The 20,144-nt window shown below is 69.0% G+C and carries 18 protein-coding genes; 11 read left to right on the top strand and 7 right to left on the bottom strand.

The window, feature by feature from the left end; translation table 11 throughout:
- Positions 1–44: 44 nt before the first annotated feature.
- Positions 45–527 (bottom strand): Lrp/AsnC family transcriptional regulator, encoded by a 483-nt coding sequence (locus ACIQ1T_RS10825; RefSeq protein ID WP_395944556.1) that lies wholly within the window; start codon positions 525–527, stop codon positions 45–47.
- A gap of 84 nt (positions 528–611) precedes the next feature.
- Here ACIQ1T_RS10825 and ACIQ1T_RS10820 point away from each other — a divergent pair, with 84 nt between their 5' ends.
- Both ACIQ1T_RS10820 and ACIQ1T_RS10815 read left to right on the top strand, forming a co-directional pair.
- Positions 612–1,514 (top strand): EamA family transporter, encoded by a 903-nt coding sequence (locus ACIQ1T_RS10820; protein WP_395944555.1) that lies wholly within the window; start codon positions 612–614, stop codon positions 1,512–1,514.
- Between the two features lie 40 nt (positions 1,515–1,554).
- Positions 1,555–2,178, top strand: coding sequence for a LysE family translocator (locus ACIQ1T_RS10815; protein ID WP_395944554.1), 624 nt, complete (start codon positions 1,555–1,557; stop codon positions 2,176–2,178).
- A 46-nt stretch (positions 2,179–2,224) separates the two neighbouring features.
- Here the strand turns inward: ACIQ1T_RS10815 and ACIQ1T_RS10810 are convergent, their stop codons facing one another.
- Positions 2,225–3,727 (bottom strand): methyl-accepting chemotaxis protein, encoded by a 1,503-nt coding sequence (locus ACIQ1T_RS10810; protein ID WP_395944609.1) that lies wholly within the window; start codon positions 3,725–3,727, stop codon positions 2,225–2,227.
- A gap of 208 nt (positions 3,728–3,935) precedes the next feature.
- Here ACIQ1T_RS10810 and fliI point away from each other — a divergent pair, with 208 nt between their 5' ends.
- From fliI to ACIQ1T_RS10785, 5 genes are all read left to right on the top strand, one after another.
- Entirely contained in the window at positions 3,936–5,282 is a 1,347-nt protein-coding gene (gene fliI / locus ACIQ1T_RS10805; protein WP_395944553.1) for a flagellar protein export ATPase FliI, read from the top strand.
- 129 nt (positions 5,283–5,411) lie between these two features.
- Complete coding sequence (locus ACIQ1T_RS10800) at positions 5,412–5,822, top strand: flagellar export protein FliJ (RefSeq protein ID WP_395944552.1); 411 nt, start codon at positions 5,412–5,414, stop codon at positions 5,820–5,822.
- A gap of 81 nt (positions 5,823–5,903) precedes the next feature.
- Positions 5,904–7,025: an endo-1,4-beta-xylanase gene (locus ACIQ1T_RS10795; RefSeq protein ID WP_395944551.1), complete on the top strand. Its 1,122-nt coding sequence runs from the start codon at positions 5,904–5,906 to the stop codon at positions 7,023–7,025.
- Between the two features lie 109 nt (positions 7,026–7,134).
- Positions 7,135–8,985 carry a dihydroxy-acid dehydratase gene (gene ilvD, locus ACIQ1T_RS10790; protein WP_395944550.1) on the top strand — a complete coding sequence of 617 codons (1,851 nt, stop codon included), beginning with the start codon at positions 7,135–7,137 and terminating at the stop codon, positions 8,983–8,985.
- A gap of 173 nt (positions 8,986–9,158) precedes the next feature.
- Positions 9,159–10,070, top strand: coding sequence for an oxygenase MpaB family protein (locus ACIQ1T_RS10785; RefSeq protein ID WP_395944549.1), 912 nt, complete (start codon positions 9,159–9,161; stop codon positions 10,068–10,070).
- Between the two features lie 57 nt (positions 10,071–10,127).
- Here the strand turns inward: ACIQ1T_RS10785 and ctrA are convergent, their stop codons facing one another.
- Entirely contained in the window at positions 10,128–10,829 is a 702-nt protein-coding gene (gene ctrA / locus ACIQ1T_RS10780) for a response regulator transcription factor CtrA (protein ID WP_395944548.1), read from the bottom strand.
- 340 nt (positions 10,830–11,169) lie between these two features.
- Between ctrA and ACIQ1T_RS10775 the strand changes: the two genes are divergently transcribed.
- Complete coding sequence (locus ACIQ1T_RS10775; RefSeq protein ID WP_395944547.1) at positions 11,170–11,541, top strand: chromosomal replication initiator DnaA; 372 nt, start codon at positions 11,170–11,172, stop codon at positions 11,539–11,541.
- Positions 11,538–12,251: a DUF6456 domain-containing protein gene (locus ACIQ1T_RS10770; protein ID WP_395944546.1), complete on the top strand. Its 714-nt coding sequence runs from the start codon at positions 11,538–11,540 to the stop codon at positions 12,249–12,251. Before ACIQ1T_RS10775 ends, ACIQ1T_RS10770 begins: the two co-directional genes overlap by 4 nt.
- Positions 12,252–12,253: 2 nt before the next feature.
- On the opposite strand, the gene ACIQ1T_RS10765 is transcribed toward ACIQ1T_RS10770, so the two are convergent.
- Positions 12,254–12,712 (bottom strand): hypothetical protein, encoded by a 459-nt coding sequence (locus ACIQ1T_RS10765; RefSeq protein WP_395944545.1) that lies wholly within the window; start codon positions 12,710–12,712, stop codon positions 12,254–12,256.
- A gap of 51 nt (positions 12,713–12,763) precedes the next feature.
- Positions 12,764–13,957, bottom strand: a complete 1,194-nt coding sequence (locus ACIQ1T_RS10760) for a DUF1624 domain-containing protein (RefSeq protein ID WP_395944544.1) — start codon at positions 13,955–13,957, stop codon at positions 12,764–12,766.
- 48 nt (positions 13,958–14,005) lie between these two features.
- Between ACIQ1T_RS10760 and ACIQ1T_RS10755 the strand changes: the two genes are divergently transcribed.
- Positions 14,006–16,081 (top strand): TonB-dependent siderophore receptor, encoded by a 2,076-nt coding sequence (locus ACIQ1T_RS10755; RefSeq protein ID WP_395944543.1) that lies wholly within the window; start codon positions 14,006–14,008, stop codon positions 16,079–16,081.
- A gap of 91 nt (positions 16,082–16,172) precedes the next feature.
- Here the strand turns inward: ACIQ1T_RS10755 and ACIQ1T_RS10750 are convergent, their stop codons facing one another.
- Positions 16,173–16,610, bottom strand: coding sequence for a SufE family protein (locus tag ACIQ1T_RS10750; protein ID WP_395944542.1), 438 nt, complete (start codon positions 16,608–16,610; stop codon positions 16,173–16,175).
- Between the two features lie 161 nt (positions 16,611–16,771).
- Between ACIQ1T_RS10750 and ACIQ1T_RS10745 the strand changes: the two genes are divergently transcribed.
- On the top strand, positions 16,772–18,517 hold the full coding sequence (locus ACIQ1T_RS10745) for a sensor histidine kinase (RefSeq protein WP_395944541.1): 1,746 nt from the start codon (positions 16,772–16,774) through the stop codon (positions 18,515–18,517).
- A 6-nt stretch (positions 18,518–18,523) separates the two neighbouring features.
- On the opposite strand, the gene ACIQ1T_RS10740 is transcribed toward ACIQ1T_RS10745, so the two are convergent.
- Entirely contained in the window at positions 18,524–20,140 is a 1,617-nt protein-coding gene (locus tag ACIQ1T_RS10740; RefSeq protein ID WP_395944540.1) for a family 43 glycosylhydrolase, read from the bottom strand.
- Between the last annotated feature and the right edge of the window lie 4 nt (positions 20,141–20,144).

Raw genomic sequence — 20,144 nt, 5'->3', positions numbered from 1 at the left:
CACAAGGGCGAGGATGACGGCCTTCTAGAACGAAAACATCGCCCCTACCGCCCCAGCACCGCCCGCGCCGGATCGAAGCCGACCACCTCGCGGATCACGATCATGCTCTGATACGACCGCACCCCCTTGTCCGGGGTCAGTTCCCGGATGCCGAAGGCCTCGTATTCCGCCATCGACCGCACCGCGACCGTGACCAGATAGTCGGTCGGCCCGGTCACGTCCCAGCAGCCCTGCACCTCGGAACTGGCCCGCATCCGGGCCTGGAAGCCGTCCATCACCTTGCGATCCTGGGTGTTCATCTCGACCAGCACATGCAGCACGATGCGAGGCTCGACCCGCGCCGGATCGATCATCGCCACATCGGCGCGGATCACCCCCTCGGCCCGCAGCCGGCGCAGACGCCGCAGCACGGCGGACTCCGACAGGCCCACCGCCTCGGCCGTGACCCGCGCCGGTTCCAGATTGTTCCGACGCACCCGCGCCAGCAGCCGATGGTCGAAATCGTCGAGAGTGACGAAATTCGTCATTGAAGCGCCTTTCGTGACGATTTCAGGCGCACTCAGGCCGGAAATCGCCGGGAAGCGCAAGCCGGTTTCGGCTACATCCGCCCCATGACCGACGCCGCCCTGAAATCCCGCCTGACCTCTCCGCTGGCGCGGCGGCTGTCCCCCTATCTGGCCCTGTTCACAGGCATGATCACGCTGGCCTGCGGCACCTCCTTCGCCAAGACCCTGTTCCCCGCCGTGGGCGCCGAGGGGACGTCCGCCTACCGGGTCGGCATCTCGGCCCTGCTGCTGGTCGCCGTGTTCCGGCCGTGGCGGTTCCGTCTGACCCGCGCGGATATGGGCGCCATCGCCCTGTACGGCGTGGTGCTGGGGGCGATGAACCTCAGCTTCTACATGGCGCTGCGGACCATTCCGCTGGGCCTGGCCATCGCCATCGAATTCATGGGGCCGCTGACCCTGGCCCTGATCCATTCGAGGAAGCCGATCCATTTCGTCTGCATCGGCTTCGCCGTCTTGGGCCTGATCCTGCTGCTGCCGCTGAAGGCGGGGGCGGCCGCGCTCGATCCGGTCGGCATGGGCCTGGCCGCCTTCGCCGGCCTGTGCTGGGCCCTGTACATCGTCTTCGGCAAGCGGCTGTCGCACCTGCACGCCGGCCAGTCGGTGGCCCTGGGCATGAGCGTGGCGGCCCTGGTCATCCTGCCCTTCGGCGTGGCCCACGCCGGCGCCGCCCTGCTGAACCCGGCCCTGCTGCTGGCCGGGATCGCGGTCGCCGTCTTCTCCAGCGCCCTGCCCTATTCGCTGGAGATGATCGCCCTGCGCCGCATCCCCGAACGCACCTTCGGCGTGGTCCTCAGCGCCGAACCTGCGGTCGGCGCCCTGGCGGGGTTGATCGTCCTGCACGAACACCTGACTGGTCAGCAGTGGCTGGCCATAGCCGCCATCGTCGCCGCCTCGGTCGGGGCCATCCTGACCACGCGCGAGCCAACGACGCTTGCCGAAACGCCCTGACAGGCCTCATGGTCGCGGCGTCCCACGACAGGTGTCCGCCATGTTCGACCCCGCCCTGCTGCTGGCCTTCATCGCGGCCGCGACCGTGCTGACGATCACACCCGGCGTGGACACGGCCATGGTGCTGCGATCCGCGGCCTCGGACGGCGCACGATCGGCGATCTTCGCCGGGACCGGCATCATGCTGGGCTGCCTGGTCTGGGCCGCGGCGGTGGCGGTCGGCCTCGGCGCCCTGCTCCAGGCGTCGGAACTGGCCTATGCCGTCATCAAGTTCGCCGGCGCCGCCTATCTGATCTACCTCGGCGTCAAACTTGTTTTCAGGCCGCGCACCGCCCTGAACACCGCGGCGGGAGACAATCGGGCCGCCGGCGTGGCCGCGCTGGGTCGAGGCTTCATGACCAATATCCTGAACCCCAAAGTCGGCGTCTTCTATGTGACCTTTCTTCCGCAGTTCATCCCGCAAGGGGCCAATGTGGCGGTCTGGTCCTTCCTGCTGGCCTGCATCCATGTGGGGCTGTCGCTGGTCTGGTTCGCCCTGCTGATCGCCGCCACGGCGCCCCTGGGCCGCCTGCTGCGCAAACCCGGGGTCGTGACCGCGCTCGACCGGCTGACCGGCGGCGTCTTCATCCTGTTCGGCCTGAAACTGGCCGTCTCGCGGGCGTGACGCCCGCCAACCTCGCCGAGACGCGACCGACGGGACGACCGGCTCGCTAGAACTCTTCCCAGTCCTGCGTCGGCGAGGCGGTCATGCCGCCCCCTCCGGCGAAGGCGCGGACGCGGGCGCGTTCCCGGGCCAGCGGGATGGGACCGTCGTCGTCCCGGCCGGCATCCCGCGCCGAGGTCTTCTGGCGGTCGCCGCCGGTCTCGAACCGCTGCACCAGCATGGCCAGCTGATTGGCCTCGCTCTTCAGATTGGCGGCGGCGGCGGTCGTCTGTTCGACCATGGCCGCATTCTGCTGGGTGACCTGGTCCATCTGGTTGACGGCCACATTGACCTGGTTGAGGCCGGTCGACTGTTCCTGGGCCGAGGCGGCGATCTCGCCGACCAGGGCGTCCATTTCCGCCACCTTGACGGCGATGGCGGCCAGGGCCGAGCCCGTTTCGTCCACCAGTTTCACCCCTTGCGTCACCTCGTGGGTGGACGAGGTGATCAGGGTCTTGATCTCCTTGGCCGCCTCGGCCGACCGCTGGGCCAGGGCCCGCACCTCGGACGCGACCACGGCGAAGCCGCGACCGGCCTCGCCGGCGCGCGCCGCCTCGACCCCGGCGTTCAGGGCCAGCAGATTGGTCTGGAAGGCGATCTCGTCGATCACCCCGATGATGTCGCTGATCTGGGCCGAGGAGCGCTTGATCCCGTCCATGGCGGCGATGGCCTGACGCACCACCTCGCCGGAACGGTCGGTCTCGGACTTGGCGCCGGCGGCGGCGGCCGAGGCCTGACGCGCGCCCTCGGCGCTGCGTTTCACCGTGGCGGTGATCTCGTCCAGGGCCGCCGCCGTCTCTTCCAGACTGGCCGCCTGTTGTTCGGTGCGCCGCGACAGGTCGTCCGAGGCGCTGGAAATCTCGTCGGCCCCGCCGCGCAGGCCCGACACCGCCGTCAGGGCCTGGTCCAGGGTCTGGCGCAGGCTTTCGATGGCGGTGTTGTAGTCGGTCTTGACCCGTTCGTGGCTGCCGCCCATCGGCTGCTGGATCCGGGCCGTCAGATCGCCGGCCGACAGCTTGGCCAGGCTGGCGGCCAGGGCCTCGACCAGGATGTTCTGCGCCTGCTCGGCCTCCTGCCGTTCGGTCTCGCGGCGATGGGCGTCCTGCTCCTCGGCGGTGATGTCGACCGCCAGTTTGATGACCTTGATCGGCCGCCCGTCGGCGCCGAAGATCGGGTTGTAGCTGGCCTGCAGCCAGATCTCGCGCCCGCCCTTGGCCAGGCGACGGAACTTGCGAGCCATGAACTGACCCGCGTTCAGATCCCGCCAGAAGGCGGCATAGTCCGGCGAGGCGGCCTCGATCGGATCCATGAACTGGCGGTGATGCACGCCCCGGATCTCTTCCATCCGGTAACCCATGGCGGTCAGGAAATTGTCGTTGGCCTCGATGATCGTGCCGTCGAGGTTGAACTCGATGACGGCCTGGGAGCGACCGATGGCGGCCATCTTGCCGTCCAGGTCGGTCAGCCGGTCCTGCATCTGAATACGTGCGCGTCGCTGTTTGGCGAACATGGCCCACCCCGTGAATACCACCCGCGTCATCGCGTCGGCGTTGTAAACGTAGCGCGCCAAATGGTTTCCGGAATCTTGCCCGCAGGGGTTGTCTGACCTCCGTACGACTACTCAGGGAAGATACGGTCGACCCGGCAAAAACGACCGGGCTTCACCGCTCGTTAACCACGATGGCCCATCTGGTTAACGCCTGTTCCTGGGGTCTGTTTTGCGCAATCTCGTCGCCGCCGTCGAAGCGATCGATCCTCTGGTGGTCACCGGAAAGGTCGCGGGCGTCTCGGGCCTGCTGATCGAGTCGCGCGGCGGGCTGAGCCGCCTCGCGGTCGGCGCCCGGGCCGAGATCAGCCGCCGCGGTCACCAGCCCCTGCCGGCCGAGGTCGTGGGCTTCCGCGATTCCAAGGCCCTGCTGATGCCCTTCGGCCCCGTGGAGGGCGTGGCCCCCGGCGCCGACATCCGCATCATCGACCAGGCCGCCAGCGTGCGCCCGACCACCGCCTGGCTGGGCCGGATCATCGACGCCTTCGGCCAGCCCATCGACGGCAAGGGCCCCCTGCCCCAGGGACCGGCCCCCTATCCCCTGCGCGCGCCCCCGCCCCCGGCCCATTCGCGCGGCCGGGTGGGCGAACGGCTGGATCTGGGCGTCCGCGCCATGGACGTCTTCACCACCACCTGCCGGGGCCAGCGCCTGGGCATCTTCGCCGGGTCCGGCGTCGGCAAGTCGGTGCTGCTGTCCATGCTGGCGCGCCAGGCCACCTGCGACGCCGTCGTGGTCGGCCTGATCGGCGAACGGGGCCGGGAAGTGCGCGAGTTCGTGGAAGAGACCCTGGGCGAGGAGGGGCTGAAACGCGCCGTCGTCGTGGTCGCCACCTCGGACGAGCCCGCCCTGAAACGCCGCCAGTCGGCGTACATGACCATGGCCATCGCCGAGTTCCTGCGCGACCAGGATCTGGAAGTCCTGTGCCTGATGGACTCGGTCACCCGTTTCGCCATGGCCCAGCGCGAGATCGGCCTGGCGGCGGGCGAGCCCCCGACCACCAAGGGCTATACGCCCACCGTCTTCACCGAACTGCCGAAACTGCTGGAACGGGCCGGTCCCGGTCCGGCCCGCCCGGACGGCACCACGGCCGCGCCCATCACCGCCCTGTTCACCGTCCTGGTCGACGGCGGGGACCATGACGAGCCCATCGCCGACGCCGTGCGCGGTATTCTGGACGGGCACATCGTCATGGACCGCAAGATCGCCGAACGCGGCCGCTTCCCGGCCATCGACGTGCTGAAGTCGGTCAGCCGCACCATGCCCGCCTGCCAGACCCCGCCCGAGCGCGAGTTGAACAAGCGCGCCCGCCAATGCCTGTCGGCCTATGCGAACATGGAGGAGCTGATCAAGATCGGCGCCTATCGCACCGGGGCCGATCCCATCGTGGACCGCGCGATCGCGCTGAACCCCGCGCTGGAAGATTTTCTGGGTCAGGACAAGGACGACCACACCAGCCTGGCCGAGTCGTTCGTTCGGCTTGAGACCATACTGAACCAGGGAATGATCCACAGCGGCTAGTGACGCATGACGAGTGGCGAGACAGTCGGCCCGCCGTTTGTCCGCACGCCCTCAAATCCATCTCCAACTAGTCACTCGCCACGCGTCACTCGCCACTCATTCTTAACCACTAGACTGCATCGTGATCTCATGACCGCTTGGGCCCAATCCCTGATCCGCATCTCCAACTACGAGGTCGAGACGCTGCAGAAGCGCCTGGCCGAGATCACCTCGCGCCGCGCCACCGCCGAAATGCGCATCGCCGTCCTGGACGCCGAGGTCGAGGTCGAGCGTGAACGCGCCCGTGCGGACGCCGACGCCAATATGATGCTGGCCGCCTATCTGAACGGCTGGAAATCGCGCAAGGCCACCGCCGAAGGCGACCTGACCGTGCTGGACGCCGAGGAAGCCGGCGCCCGCGACGCCCTGACCGGCGCCTTCGAGGAATTGAAGAAGTTCGAGCACGTCGCCGAAACCACCCGCCTGAACCAGATGGTCGCCCAGGCCCGGCGCGAAACCGCCGCCTTCGACGAACTGGGCCTGCGCAGGCGGGCCGTTTGATCTACTTCCTTCTCCCCTTGCGGGAGAAGGTGGCCCGCAGGGCCGGATGAGGGGTCGCACCCCGACGCTGCGAGAATACGGATGAAGCCTGAAACCCCTCATCCGTCTCGCTTCGCTCGCCACCTTCTCCCGCAAGGGGAGAAGGGTTGGTCCCGCCGCGCGCTCCTCGGCTCCACGCTGGCCCTCGCCGCCTGCGACCGCTTCGCCTCGGCCGAGCCGACCCCGCTGTCCGTGCCGCCGCTGAAGTCCCTCGCCCCCTGCCCCTTCGGCACGGCGATCAAGGCGATGCAGATCGACGATCCCGACTGGGCGACCCTGGCCCGCGCCAACATCAGCCAGCTGACGCCCGAGTGGGAAATGAAGATGGAATACATCCTGGCCGACGGCCTGGATCGTCCCCGCTTCGACCGCTCCGACCGGATCGCCGCCTTCGCCGAGGCCAACGGCATGGCCCTGCACGGCCATACCCTGATCTGGTACGCCCAGGGCGAGGAGGCCTTCTCCGGCCTGGACGGCGCCGAGTTCGATCGCGCCTTCGACGGCTATATCGCCGCCCTGGCCGGCCGCTATCGCGGCCGGGCGCGCAGTTGGGACGTGGTCAACGAGCCGATCCTGGACGACGGATCAGGACTGCGCGACTGCCACTGGAGCCGCCGCTACGGCCATGACGGCTATATATTGCGCGCCTTCGAAAGGGCGCGGCTGGCCGACCCCAACGCCGTCCTGTTCCTGAACGAATACAATCAGGAAAGCGTGCCGGCCAAGGGCGCCCAGTTCCTGAAGCTGGTCGAACGCCTGCTGAAGGCCGGCTGCCCCCTGCAGGGGCTGGGACTGCAGTCCCACCTGTGGATCGACATCAAGGAGGGCGCCATAGCCGCCTTCATGCGCCAGGTCGCCCAGTTCGGCCTGCCCATCCACGTCTCCGAACTGGATTGCACCCTGCGCAGCGACAACAAGCTCGATTTCCGCAGCCAGGCCGATCGGATCACGCGGCAGACGGCGCGCGTCTCCGAACTGGCCGAGGCCTTCATGACCCTGCCCGAGACGCAGAGGTTCGCCTTCACCGTCTGGGGCCTGCGCGACACCGACAGCTTCTATCGCCAGGGCGGTATGGACGACGGCCGCGACAAACCCCTGCCCTTCGACAGTTTCAGCCGCCCCAATCCGATGGCGGCGGCCCTGGCGGCGGCGTTCCAGACCTGAGCCAGGCGACATAATCACGCCTCGGGGGGTTGGCTACAGCGCGGATTAATTCCAAAGACCTCATTCACCGACCCATTCGTCGGCACGATCCATCCTGAAAGCGTCTCCGATGCCCGCCCTGCGTTCCAGAACCTCCACCCACGGCCGCAACATGGCGGGCGCGCGCGGACTCTGGCGCGCCACCGGCATGAAGGACGGCGACTTCGGCAAGCCGATCATCGCCGTGGCCAACAGCTTCACCCAGTTCGTGCCCGGCCACGTCCACCTGAAGGACCTGGGCCAGCTGGTCGCGCGCGAGATCGAGGCCGCCGGCGGCGTGGCCAAGGAGTTCAACACCATCGCGGTCGACGACGGCATCGCCATGGGCCACGGCGGGATGCTGTATTCCCTGCCCAGCCGCGAGCTGATCGCCGACAGCGTCGAATATATGGTCAACGCCCACTGCGCCGACGCCATCGTCTGCATCTCCAACTGCGACAAGATCACGCCCGGCATGTTGATGGCCGCCATGCGGATCAACGTCCCCGTCGTCTTTGTCTCGGGCGGGCCGATGGAGGCCGGCAAGGTCACGATCAAGGGCAAGAAGCGCGCCCTCGATCTGGTCGACGCCATGGTCGCCGCCGCCGACGACAAATATTCCGATGACGAGGTCGCCGAGATCGAAAAGGCGGCCTGCCCGACCTGCGGTTCCTGCTCGGGCATGTTCACCGCCAATTCGATGAACTGCCTGACGGAAGCCCTGGGCCTGTCCCTGCCCGGCAACGGCTCGGTCCTGGCCACCCACGCGGATCGCGAGGCCCTGTTCAAGGAGGCCGGCCGCCTGATCGTCGACCTGGCCCACCGCTGGTACGATCAGGACGACGCCACGGCCCTGCCGCGCGGCATCGCCACCCGCGCCGCCTTCGAGAACGCCATGAGCCTGGACATCGCCATGGGCGGCTCGACCAACACCGTGCTCCACCTGCTGGCGGCGGCCCAGGAGGGCGGGGTCGACTTCACCATGGACGACATCGACCGGCTGTCGCGCCGTGTCCCCTGCCTGTGCAAGGTCGCGCCCGCCAAGGCCGACGTCCATATGGAAGACGTCCACCGCGCCGGCGGCGTCATGGCCATCCTGGGCGAACTGGAGCGCGGCGGCCTGATCGACGCGACCCAGCCCACCGTCCACGCCGCCACCCTGTCCGAAGCCCTGTCGCGCTGGGACATCGGCCGCACCAACAGCCAGGTGGCCCGCGACCTGTTCAGCGCCGCGCCGGGCGGCAAGCCGACCCAGGTCGCCTTCAGCCAGGCCGAACGCTGGGAGGACCTGGACACGGACCGCGAGACCGGCGTGATCCGCTCGGTCGAACACCCCTTCTCCAAGGACGGCGGCCTGGCGGTCCTGTCCGGAAACATCGCGCCCGAGGGCTGTATCGTGAAGACGGCCGGGGTGGACGAATCCATCCTGACCTTCAACGGCCCGGCCCGCGTCTATGACAGCCAGGACGCGGCCGTGACCGGCATCCTGGTCGGTCAGGTCCAGGCCGGCGACGTGGTCGTCATCCGCTACGAAGGCCCCAAGGGCGGGCCGGGGATGCAGGAGATGCTGTATCCGACGTCGTATCTGAAATCGAAGGGGCTGGGCGCGGCCTGCGCCCTGATCACCGACGGCCGGTTCTCGGGCGGCACCTCGGGTCTGTCGATCGGCCATGTCTCGCCGGAAGCGGGCGAAGGCGGGCTGATCGCCCTGATCGAGACCGGCGACCCGATCCAGATCGACATCCCCAACCGCACCATCCGCCTGGCCCTGGACGAGGCGGTCATCACGGCCCGCCGCGACGCCATGCTGGCGCGCGGCAAGGACGCCTGGAAGCCCATCGGACGGATTCGCGAGGTTTCTCCGGCCCTGCGCGCCTATGCCGCCATGACCACCAACGCCGCCCGAGGCGCGGTGCGCGACGTCAGTCAGGTCGAACGGTGACCTAAACCGAAATCGGATCAGTTGGACGCAGTCCGACTGATCTCAGATTTCGATCCAGCATGACTCTGGAGCCTGTTTCACGGCATCAGCGGAATCGCGAAGCGATTCCACCTCAGCCGACAGGCTCTAGAGGAAGGGCGGAACCGCAACCCAGACTTGCCGGTTTTCCCGGCATGACCGCCCTGGTTCTGCCCGCTCCGCTCCATCGCCGCGTCGAGGCCGCCGCGGGCGAATTCCTGCGCCCGGAGGGTTTGCCCGCCGTCGACTTCGCGGAGCCGAAGGGCGAACCCGCCCTGGTCCCGGCGGACTCCCTCTCGTGGCGGCTGTTCAAGAACCCCATCAGCCTGTTCATCGGCGGGGTCGCGGCGGTGATCTTGGAACTCGCCGAGGCCCGCGTCCGCGCCGGGGTCTGGGACCACACCCGTTTCCGCACCGATCCCGTGCCACGCCTGCAGCGCACGGGTTTAGCCGCCATGGTCACCGTCTATGCCGCCCGATCCCAGGCCGAGGCCATGATCGCCGGGGTCAGCCGCCGCCATGCCCGCGTGACCGGCCGCGCCGACGACGGCCGGCCCTACGCCGCCGACGATACGGACCTGCTGGACTGGGTCCAGGCCACGGCCGGCTACGGCTTCGGCGAGGCCTATCACCGCTTCGTCCGCCCCCTGTCGCCCCGGGACCGCGACCGCGCCTGGGCCGAGGCCGCCCCCGCCGCCCGTCTCTACGGCGCGACCGGCGCCCCGACCTCCCAGGCGGACTGGGAGGCCCAACTGGCGGCCATGACCCCGCGGCTGACGCCTTCACCCATCGTCTTCGACTTCCTCGACATCATGCGCCGCGCTCCGGCTCTGCCCCGGCTGGCCCGCCCGCTGCAGCACCTGCTGATCCGCGCCGCCGTCGACCTGACCCCGCCGCCGGTCGCCGCCCGCCTGGGCCTCGATCCCCGCCACGGCCTGACGCCCGCCCAGACCCGGATCGTCCGCGCCGTCGCCCGCACGGCCGACCGCCTGCCGCTCCGCAACGCCCCGCCCGCCCAGGCCTGCGTCCGCATGGGCCTGCCGCCGGACTGGCTGTATCGGGGGTGAAACGCAAAACGCCCGCCGTTTCCGGCGGGCGTTTCAAACTTCCAGATCCGCAGCCGATCAGGCGGCGACGCTGTTTCCGGCCTCGGCCGGGTCGCGCAGCACATAGCCGCGGCCCCAGACGGTCTCGATATAGTGTTTGCCGTCGGCGGCGGTGGCCAGCTTCTTGCGCAGCTTGCAGATGAAGACGTCGATGATCTTCAGCTCGGGCTCGTCCATGCCGCCGTACAGGTGGTTCAGGAACATTTCCTTGGTCAGGGTCGTGCCCTTGCGGAGCGAGAGCAGCTCCAGCATCTGGTATTCCTTGCCCGTCAGGTGAACGCGGTGGCTGTTCACCTCGACCGTCTTGGCGTCCAGGTTCACGGCGATCTCGCCGGTGTGAATGATCGCCTGGGCGTGACCCTTGGAGCGACGGACCACGGCGTGGGTGCGCGCGATCAGTTCGTCCTTGTGGAAGGGCTTGGTCAGATAGTCGTCGGCGCCGCCGCCGAAGGTCTTCACCTTGGTCTCGATCTCGTGGCTGCCCGACAGGATCATGACCGGCGTGTTGATCTTGCCGACGCGCAGCTGACGCAGGACCTCGAGGCCGCTCATGTCAGGCAGGTTCAGGTCAAGCAGAATGAGGTCGTAGTCATAGATCTTGCCCAGATCGATGCCTTCCTCGCCCAGGTCGGTCGTATAGACGTTGAAGCCTTCCGACTTCAGCATCAGCTCGATGCTTTGGGCGGTAGCGTGATCGTCTTCAATCAACAGGACGCGCATTCGTGCCCCTCCAGGCAAAAGCTTTGCGGTAACCACCCAGGCTCACAGCCGGGTAACCTTGTTCGCAAGTTAAGACCCGAAAACCTTAAGAAGGGTTAACGCCGGGCGATTGAGTCGTTCCTAAGCTGATTTGCGAATCGCCGTCGAGAGTCCGGAGTCAATGATTCGAAATTTATTAACCATGTCGACTCCCGGTCCGGTCGTTCGGCCCCCCGAGGTCGCATACCGGCCTCCCGCCAATCCCTTGACCGACCAGGCCTCACGTCCGTTTCTGACGTTGCATAGGACGATATTCCTATCACAGGCGCCATGACGACTAGGATGGCGTCGGGATTTCGCGATGGGAGGAACTCGGATGCTGGAGGAATACAGGGTGCCGGTCACGGACGAGGACCGGGGCAAGGCCGGGCTGGCGGTCCATCTGGTCGCGGTCCGGACCGGCGCCCAGGCGGAACGGATGACCGAGGGCGGGCGGCTGGACCCCCTGACCTCCAAGGCCCGCTGGCTGTCCATGTATCTGTCGCACATCGCCTTCGGCTGGACGCTGGAACGGGTCGGCCACGTCTTCGGCGTCAACCGCGCCACGGTGGGTCGAGCCTGTCGCTGGGCCGAGGACGAACGGGACGGCCGCCGGGTCGACGAACTGCTGAGCCAACTCGAGACCTGTATCGCCGGCCTGTACCAGGCCCCGCGCTGCGAGCTGCCGCAATGACCCGCGCCGTCGAACGCGCCCGCGACCTGCTGGTCCGCAGGGGCGCCTGGCTGGCGGCGGAGCACGGCGTCTACGCCCTTCGGCTCGGCGCCGATCGCCGCGGCCGCATCAGCCTGACCCTGGCCGAGCCCGAGTTCCGCAGCCTGATCGACAATCCCGGCCTGAAGGCGCGGCCGCTCGGCGGATGGGTCGCGCGCACCGCTGCGGACGCCGCCGCGCCGGCGCCGGCGCCGGGTCGGCCGGGCGTCATCGACGGGGTGCGGGACCTGGTCGGCGACGACGGCCGCATGGTGCGCCACGCGGCCAATCTGGGCGAAAGCCCCATCGCCTGGCTGGCCCGGCGCAAGGATGCGGCCGGTCGACCCTGGCTAACGCCGGCCGAGGCCGCCGCCGGCGAACGCCTGCGCGCCGATGTGGAACAGGCCCGGTCCGGCCCGTCCCTGACCATGCGATGGGACGCCCTGCCCCGCTCCGGCGCCGGTTCGGCCGCTCGGGTCGAGCCGGGCGACCGCACCCTGGCGGCGGGACGTCGCGTCGAGGCGGCCCTGGCCGCCGCCGGTCCCCGGCTGCGTCCGATCCTGAACCGGATCTGCGTGCACGGCGACAGCCTGAAGCTGGCCGAGACCGGCCTGGGGCTGCGTCGCCGCCAGGGCAAGACCATGCTGAAACAGGCGCTGCAGTCGCTGGCCGACCATTACGGCATCGGATGAGCTCAGGGCTGAGACGCCAGATAGTCGCGATAGATGTCCGTAAAGGCGGCCTGGAAGGCGGCGGCGTCGATCAGTTTGACCTCCAGGTCCCGCCCGTCCGCCGGCCATCGCAACTCATAGGTCACGCGGGCGGATCGCTTGCCGTGGACCGTGGCGAGTTGCGCCGTGGCGCGACAGATCTTGACCACATCCGCGTCGAAGCTCTCGCCGATCAGTTCGGGCTCGCTGACCGGAAACGCCATTAGTCCTGGCAAGGGCTCCGTGGCCGTCCGCATCAGGGCCAGGCCCAGCTTCGAGCGAATATAGTCGTCGACGCAGACGGCCGACGCCTCCGGCGAGGCGTCGATGACGGGCTCGACCTCGGCGTGCACGGGCGCCGGCGTCGGCGCTGTCGTCGAGACCTCCTCGCCGCACGCGGTCAAAAGAAGAAGAACGACGGCGAGGATCGGCGGTTTTGTCATGACGCCTTGCATATGAATGGCCGATGAAGGCGTCATCCAGCCGCAGGCGTCTCAGAGATATTTCATCCACGGCTGGTTGCTGGCCCGCTTGAGCCCGGCGAACCAGCGGCAGGCGAACCAGCAGGGAAGCGCGACCGCCGCCGCCAGAAGCCACAGCCAGCCCACGCCCGGCACGCTGAATCCTTCGCCCTGATTGGGTCCGAACACCGCCAGCGCCCCGATGTGCAGCAGGTGCAGGCCATAGAGGTGGATCAGATAGAAGAACAGCGGCGCCCCGCCGAACACGGCCAGCAGGCCGACCAGACGATCCGGCGCCTTCTCCAGCCCCGCCAGGATCAAGGATCCCGCGCCCAGCGTCAGCAGGACGAAGTCGGCCGAGGGCGGATATTTGGTCAGGTTCAGGACGCTCATCACCGTCTGGATCGGCGTCGCCTGAACCGCCCAGGGCGTCGGCTCGCCATACAGGTTTATCGTCCGCAGCACGGCGAACAGGGCCAGCGCCCCCAGACCCGTCAGCGCCAGCCGCTTCAGCCGCTGCGCCTGCGGCCCCGCGAACCACGGCCCGGCGCCGTAACCCAGGGCGATGATCCCGATCCACGGCAACAGCGGATAGGAGGTCCGCGCCTGACCGCCCCAGGGCGATTCCACGACGCCGCGATCGTGCAGCACGGCCCAGAGCGCATGACCCGGCTGCCCCGGCTGAAAGCTGATCGGGTCCAGCAGATTGTGCCCCAGCACGATGACCAGACCGACCGCGATCAGGGCCCATCGCGGCAGATGGACCAGGGCCGCCAGGGCGATCATCGACAGGCCGATGGCCCAGATCACCTGCAGGAAGATCGTCTCCGGCGTCAGCGAGAAGGTCCAGGCGAAACTGACCACCGTCAGCTCCAGCCCCACCAGGAACAGCCCCCGCTTCAGCAGGAATCCCGACGCGGCCTTCGCGCCCCCGTTCCTGTTCGCATAGAGCCACGCCCCCAGTCCCGTCAGGGCCACGAAGACCGGGGCGCACAGATGGGCCGACAGCCGGGTGAAGAACAGGGCCGGCGACGTCGTCTCCACGTCCATCGGGTCCGAGACCTGGGCGTGAAAGAAGAAGAACTCCCGCGCATGGTCGACCAGCATCAGCAGGATCACCAGCCCGCGCAGGGCGTCGATGGAGCGGATGCGCGATCCGGCTCCGGTGAGGACGGACGCGGCGACGACGGACGACGACGGGGCGAGCGTGGCGGTTGACAGCGACATGCCGGAGCGGATAGCCGATATAGTATAACGTTACAAACGGAGTCTGATTTGTCCCTCCTGTCGAGCTGCGCCGTCGCCTGCCTGATGGCCGCCGCCCAACCGCCCGCCGCCGCCGCCGATGCTTCGGCCGACACCCCGACTCTGGGTGAGATCGTCGTCCTGGGCCGACGCGAGGCGCCGCGCGACCGCACCCTGGGCGCGGGCCGGGACACGGATCTGATGTCTCCATCCAGCCGTTCGATCGAGAACGACCTGATCCTGGCCGTGGGCGCGACGCGTCTGGCCGATGCGCTGGAACTGGTCAGCGGCGTCAGCCAGCAGAACAACCGTGGCGGGGTGATGGACAATTTCGCCATCCGCGGCTTCCTGGGCACGCCCGACGGCGGGGCCGAATATTATGTCGACGGCTTCCTGGCCAATCGCGGCATGGCCCCGCCCCGCGATCCGGCCACGGCCGAGCGGATCGAGGTGCTGAAGGGCCCGTCCGGCGCCCTGTTCGGCGACATCGACCCGGCGGGCCGCGTCAATCTGGTGTCCAAGACGCCCAAGTTCGCGACCGACGCCGTCTTCACCGGAACCGTCGGCTCCTTCGGGCTGCGGCGCGGCGAGCTGGACGTGACCGGCCCGATCACCGAGGACCTGGCCGGGCGGCTGGTCCTGGCGGGCGAGACCAGCACGGGCTGGCGCGACCATGTGGGCCTGGACCGCACCGTGATCGCCCCGTCCCTGACCTGGCGACCCAACGCCGACCTGCGCCTGACCTATGTGGGCGAGTTCACCAGCTTCACCACCCTGTTCGACCGGGGGATGCCGGCGATCGACGGCGACGCCCTGGCCCTGCCGGAGTCCAACTATTACGGCGAGCCCGGCGACGGCCCGACCCGGTTCCGCAACGAGCGCCACCAGATCACCGGCGAATACGCCCTGAACGACGCCTGGAGCCTGAACGGCGGGATCGCCTGGCGCGGCGGCTCGCTGCGCGGCCTGTCCAGCGACCAGTCGCGTCTGGTCGGCGACCAGTTATGGCGCCAGCGTCGCGGCCGCGACTTCAGCGTCGAGGACCTGTCGGCCCGGCTGGAGCTGACCGGCGCGGTCGCGACCGGCCTGGGCGTCCACAACCTGGCCTTCGGGCTCAAGGGGTATCAGCTGACCTATGGAGAGAAGTGGCTGCGGATCAATCCGACGGCGGCCAATCCCTATCCCATCGACGTCTTCGATCCGGTCTATGGGGCCGTCCCCGCCCCGACGCCTCTGCCCTTCACCGACAATCTGGAGACCCGCGAGGTCGTCACCGTCTATGCGCAGGACCTGTGGGAGGTCACCGACCGCCTCAGCCTGTCGGCCGGGCTACGCTTCGACGACTACAGCCAGCGGATCCAGAACAACCGCACCGGCGCCGTGGGCGAGGCCAGCGACACGCCCATCGACTACCGGTTCGCCGCCCGCTACCGCCTGACCGACGCCCTGACCGCCCACGCCAGCTACGGCCGGTCCTTCGTGCTGAACTCGGGCACGGGCCGCGACGGCTCCGGCTTCACCCCGGAAGAGGGCCAGGGCTCCGAGATCGGGCTCGCCGGCGCCTGGGACGGGCTGGATCTCGCCGCCACCGTCTTCGACATCGAGAAGACCAACATCCTGACCACCGACCCGGTCGATCCCAACTATCTGGCCCCGGTCGGGAAACTGACCACGCGCGGGATCGAGCTGGACGGGTCGCTGCGGATCGACGAGGCCTGGCAGGTGGTGGCCAACTACGGCTGGACCGACGCAACCGCCGACGACGCCGCCTTCGCCACCGACGCCGTGCTGAACGTGCCGGAACATTCGGGTTCGCTGTTCGTGATCGGCCGGTTCGCCACGCCGCACGGCACGGACTGGTCGGTCATGGCCGGCGCATCCTACGTCGGCGACCGGGCCGGCGGCCTGGCGCTGGGCGCGCCCGAACTGCCCGCCTACTGGAAGGCCAAGGCGGCCCTGGACTACGGCCTGACGCCCCAGGTCACCGCCCGCGTGGAAGTCGACAACCTGTTCGACGAGCGCTACGCCGCCAGCTCCTACAGCGCCCTGTGGATCTTCCCCGGCGCCCCGCGCAGCGTGCGGGCGTCGCTGAGGGTGGCGCTGTAGGATCAGTGAAGAGTGCTAGTGCTGGTGAGCAAGACTCGATTGCAAGGCGTCAACTGACGGCTCACTAGCACGAGCACTTCTCACCCACGCCTCACCCCGCCGCCAGCGCCGCCTCCCGGATCCGCCCGACCATGCTGTTCAGGCCGTTGGCGCGCTGGCGGGTCAGGGCCGAGGGCAGGCCCAGGCGGTCCAGCGCCGCCCTGGCGTCGAAGGCCAGGATCTCGGCCGGCGTGCGGCCCGAATAGAGTTTCAGCAGCAGGGCGATATTGCCCTTGGACAGGGCGCTGTCGCTGTCGGCGACGAACCACACCCGTCCGTCGGCGGCTTCGGTCGCCAGCCAGACCTGGGCGGCGCAGCCCGGCACCTTGTTGGGCTCGACCCGGTGCGCATCATCCAGCGGGGCCAGCCCCTTGCCCAGTTCGATGACGTATTCGATCCGCTGCTCCCAGTCGCCCAGCAGGTCGAAATCGTCGGCCAGTTCCGTCAGGGTCTGGTCCAGGGTGTCGGTCGGGGGCGTGCGATCAGTCATGGCCCGCCAGATAGGCCGCGCGGCCGTTAACGACAACCAGCCGATTTGTCCCCCGAAAATCATGGTGAACGCGTGTTCGGATATCGCCTGGCACGGGAGCGCCCTCGCACCGACTCATTGCCGGGTTTAGGCTCGGGGCGAGAAACAACCGGCCATATCGCTTGTACATCCACCCACCACAGCCCCGGCAGGACCAGCGCCCGACGAACGCCGCCCGTTCGTCGACGGAAGCGTCGGCCATCGCCCCGTCGATGGTGGCCCTGTGGCACGCCTGCTGGGCGGTGGCGGCCAGCGTGACCGCCTTCGCGGCCCAGAGCTTCGACGTGCTGCAGCACAATGTGCTGGCCGCCCTGCTGCTGATGGCCCTGCCCGGCGTCTGCGGCGTGGTGCTGATGGTGCGCGAATCCGTCGGCATACGGTTCACCCTGATGGCCGTCTGGCTGCTGGCCTCGGTGGCGGCGGCCGGCCTGACCGGCGGCGCGACCGGCGCCCTGCCCGGCCTGCTGGTCATGCCCCTGGCGGCCGGGATCGCCCTGGACCATCCACGCATCGGCGACGACCGCCTGACCCGCGTCGGCATCGCCGCCCTGATCCTGCCGCTGATCTCGGGCCTGATCTCGACCCTGTTGAACGGCTCGACCGCCCAGCCCCCCGTCCTGGCCGCGGTCTCGGGCCTGCTGGCCCTGGCCGCAACCGCCGCCGCCATCCGCCTGACCTGGGGCGAGCGCCAGCGTCGCCTGATCCTGGCCGAGAACGACAGCCTCCGCGTCGAGGCCGTGCTGAACAGCCAGCCGGGCCTGACCCTGCTGCTGGAGCCGTCCGGCCGCGCCGCTGCGGCCTGGGGCTCGCCCCCGCCGTCGGTCTCGATCGCCGCCCTGGTCGACCAGGGTCTGATCGCCGCCATCCACGCCCCCGACCGGCCCGCCGTCGCCGCCGCCCTGCAGCGCGCCCTGGCCGGCCAGACGGCCGAGGTGATGTTCAGCCCCCGCGTCGCCCTGGACCGGCGCGTCATCATGATCCTGCGCCGCTTCGACCACGACGGCGGCCATGCGCTTCTGATCGCCCAGGCGTTCGACGGCACGGCCCAGTTCGCCCGTGAGCTGGGCCTGGAGAGCGCCCGCGTCGAGGCCGAGGCCCAGAGCGCCGGCAAGACGCGGTTCCTGGCCAATATGAGCCATGAGCTGCGCACCCCGCTGAACGCCGTCATCGGTTTCGCGGACATCATGCGCGAGCGGCTGTTCGGCCCCCTGCCGGAACGCTACGCCGGCTATGCCGAGTCCATTCACCAGGCCGGCGGCCACCTGCTGGACCTGATCAACGACGTGCTGGACCTGTCCAAGATCGAGGCCGAACGCTACGAGCTGGCGCTGGAGACCTTCGACGCCCGCGACCCGATCTCGGCCGCCGTGGCCCTGATCCGCGTCCAGGCGGACGAGAAGGGCGTCGAACTGGCCCCCGTCCTGCCGTCCAACCCCCTGTCCGTGGTCGCCGACGCCCGCGCCCTGAAACAGATGGCGCTGAACCTGCTGTCGAACGCAGTGAAGTTCACGCCCGCCGGCGGCTCGGTCACCCTGACCCTGGACGGGATCGGCCCCTGCCTGGAACTGGTCGTGTCCGACACCGGCGTCGGGGTCGCGCCGGAGGACCTGCAGCGCATCGGACGCCCGTTCGAACAGGCCGGCGGCGCAGACCAGAAGGCGCAGGGGACCGGCCTGGGCCTGTCGCTGGTCCGCTCGCTGACCGAACTGCACGGCGGCCGGATGAGCATCGACAGCACCCTGGGCGAAGGCACCGCCGTCATGGTCCGCCTGCCCGTCGTGCCGGTCGCCTCCGACGACACGGCGACGCCCGAGCCGGAAGCCGCGCCCGAGGCGCCGGTCGAGGTCCGGGAACGCGTCGAGGCCTGAGCGCGCCTAGGTCTTCGTCAGGGCCCGGTAGGTGAAGTCCTTCAGCACCACCGCCCCGTCGCCGGCGCTGTACACGCCGACCTGAAGGCTCAGAAAGCCGCCGAAGACGTTGTGATGGAGTCCGGACACCTCCATCCGGGTGTCGTGCCGCCGCCAGGTCCGTCCCGCGTCATAGGAATAGTGATAGGTCACGACATTGCCGTCGTTGCCGATCCGCAGACGCATGGCGCGGGCGTCGTGCGATTGCCGGGCCCAGGTCAGTTCCTCGGAATATTCGAAGGTCTTGAGGGCGGATGCGGTGAAGCCCAGGCCCACGAAGGCCTTGTGATTATAGAACAGCAGCAGGCCGGCCTCGACCTCGCCCTGCAGTTCCAGCGTGATCTCGACCTCGTAGCCGCGGTCGCCGACGATACAGGTCAGGGGCGATGAATCGGCGGGCGAGGCGCCCCGCCCCCTGATCCGCAGGCCGCCGGGCTCATAGACGGCGCGGCCGGCCTCGTCGGCCGCCGGGTCGTGGAAGGCCCACTGCACCCCCATCCGGTCGACCGAGAAATCATCCGACAGCGGCCGGCCCGACGGCCCCGCCCGACCGCCCCCGGGCTTGGCCATCGGCCGGGACAGATCCCCGCCCAGCACCCGGAACCAGCCGTCCGGCGTCCATTCCACCGGCGCCAGCAAGGTCTGACGCCCTAGGGTGCGGAAGCCGTTCTCGTAGCCGTGATAGACCATCCACCAGTCGCCCGCCGGTCCCTCGACAAGACTGCCGTGGCCGCGTGACCACCAGGGTTCGGCCTCGCTAACGGTGCGGACCAGGGGGTTGTTCGGGCAATGCTCCCACGGTCCCTGCACCGACCGCGACCGCGCCGCGATCACCATATGCCCGGTGACCGGACCGGCCGTGCCCCCCACCGCCGTGACCAGATAGAACCAGTCGCCGCGTCGCAGCAGCTTGGGGCCCTCGGGGGCGAAATTCTCGACCACCCAGTCGTCCGGATAACGCCAGGGCTCATAGGCCTTTTCCAGCACGCCGTCGGTGGCCAGGCCGTCGTCGGTCAGACGAATCCTGCGCACGCCGTTGGTGAACAGATAGCGTTTGCCGTCCTCGCCCACGACATGGCCGGGATCGATGCAGCCCTCGATCTTCAGATCGATCGGGTCGCTCCACGGGCCGCGGATGTCGTCGGCCCAGATGGCGTAGATCGACCAGCCGCCGTCGTCCGGATTGGCCGGAATATAGATGAAATACCGCCCCTGGTGCTTGACCAGGTCCACGGCCCAGATGGCCCCCAGGGGCTTGAACAGGGTCGGCCCGACCGGGGTCCAGTTCACCAGGTCGGTCGAATGCCAGATGACCAGACCCGGATAGGAATAGAAGGACGAGAAGGTCATGTAGTAATCGCCGCCGTCCTTGAGGATGGTCGGATCGGGATGGTCGCCGGCGACGATGGGATTGAGGAAGGTCCCGTCGCCAAGGTCGGCGGTGCGCTGGCCCTCCGGACCGCGCCCCCAGGTCGGCGACCCAGGCGCGGGCTCTGCGTGCGGGGCCGGGGCGGCCCCCGCCAGGGCCGGCGCCGCCGCCCCTGCAATCAGGCCCGCGAACAGGTCCCGGCGTGCGATTGTCATGAGG

The sequence above is a fragment of the Brevundimonas sp. genome (assembly GCF_044336875.1).
Taxonomy (GTDB): domain Bacteria; phylum Pseudomonadota; class Alphaproteobacteria; order Caulobacterales; family Caulobacteraceae; genus Brevundimonas.
Note: the sequence above shows the minus strand (reverse complement) of the source record. Positions and strands in the feature narration are given on the sequence as shown.

Excerpts from the sequence above, each read along its gene's own strand:
- ACIQ1T_RS10765 (WP_395944545.1), bottom strand. The coding sequence starts at position 12,712 with ATGACAAAACCGCCGATCCTCGCCGTCGTTCTTCTTCTTTTGACCGCG.
- ACIQ1T_RS10750 (WP_395944542.1), bottom strand. The coding sequence starts at position 16,610 with ATGACTGATCGCACGCCCCCGACCGACACCCTGGACCAGACCCTGACG.
- ACIQ1T_RS10800 (WP_395944552.1), top strand. The coding sequence starts at position 5,412 with ATGACCGCTTGGGCCCAATCCCTGATCCGCATCTCCAACTACGAGGTC.
- ACIQ1T_RS10810 (WP_395944609.1), bottom strand. The coding sequence starts at position 3,727 with ATGTTCGCCAAACAGCGACGCGCACGTATTCAGATGCAGGACCGGCTG.
- ACIQ1T_RS10760 (WP_395944544.1), bottom strand. The coding sequence starts at position 13,957 with ATGTCGCTGTCAACCGCCACGCTCGCCCCGTCGTCGTCCGTCGTCGCC.
- ACIQ1T_RS10820 (WP_395944555.1), top strand. The coding sequence starts at position 612 with ATGACCGACGCCGCCCTGAAATCCCGCCTGACCTCTCCGCTGGCGCGG.
- ACIQ1T_RS10815 (WP_395944554.1), top strand. The coding sequence starts at position 1,555 with ATGTTCGACCCCGCCCTGCTGCTGGCCTTCATCGCGGCCGCGACCGTG.
- ctrA (WP_395944548.1), bottom strand. The coding sequence starts at position 10,829 with ATGCGCGTCCTGTTGATTGAAGACGATCACGCTACCGCCCAAAGCATC.
- ACIQ1T_RS10740 (WP_395944540.1), bottom strand. The coding sequence starts at position 20,140 with ATGACAATCGCACGCCGGGACCTGTTCGCGGGCCTGATTGCAGGGGCG.
- ACIQ1T_RS10825 (WP_395944556.1), bottom strand. The coding sequence starts at position 527 with ATGACGAATTTCGTCACTCTCGACGATTTCGACCATCGGCTGCTGGCG.
- ACIQ1T_RS10785 (WP_395944549.1), top strand. The coding sequence starts at position 9,159 with ATGACCGCCCTGGTTCTGCCCGCTCCGCTCCATCGCCGCGTCGAGGCC.
- ACIQ1T_RS10775 (WP_395944547.1), top strand. The coding sequence starts at position 11,170 with ATGGGAGGAACTCGGATGCTGGAGGAATACAGGGTGCCGGTCACGGAC.
- ACIQ1T_RS10795 (WP_395944551.1), top strand. The coding sequence starts at position 5,904 with ATGAAGCCTGAAACCCCTCATCCGTCTCGCTTCGCTCGCCACCTTCTC.
- ilvD (WP_395944550.1), top strand. The coding sequence starts at position 7,135 with ATGCCCGCCCTGCGTTCCAGAACCTCCACCCACGGCCGCAACATGGCG.
- ACIQ1T_RS10770 (WP_395944546.1), top strand. The coding sequence starts at position 11,538 with ATGACCCGCGCCGTCGAACGCGCCCGCGACCTGCTGGTCCGCAGGGGC.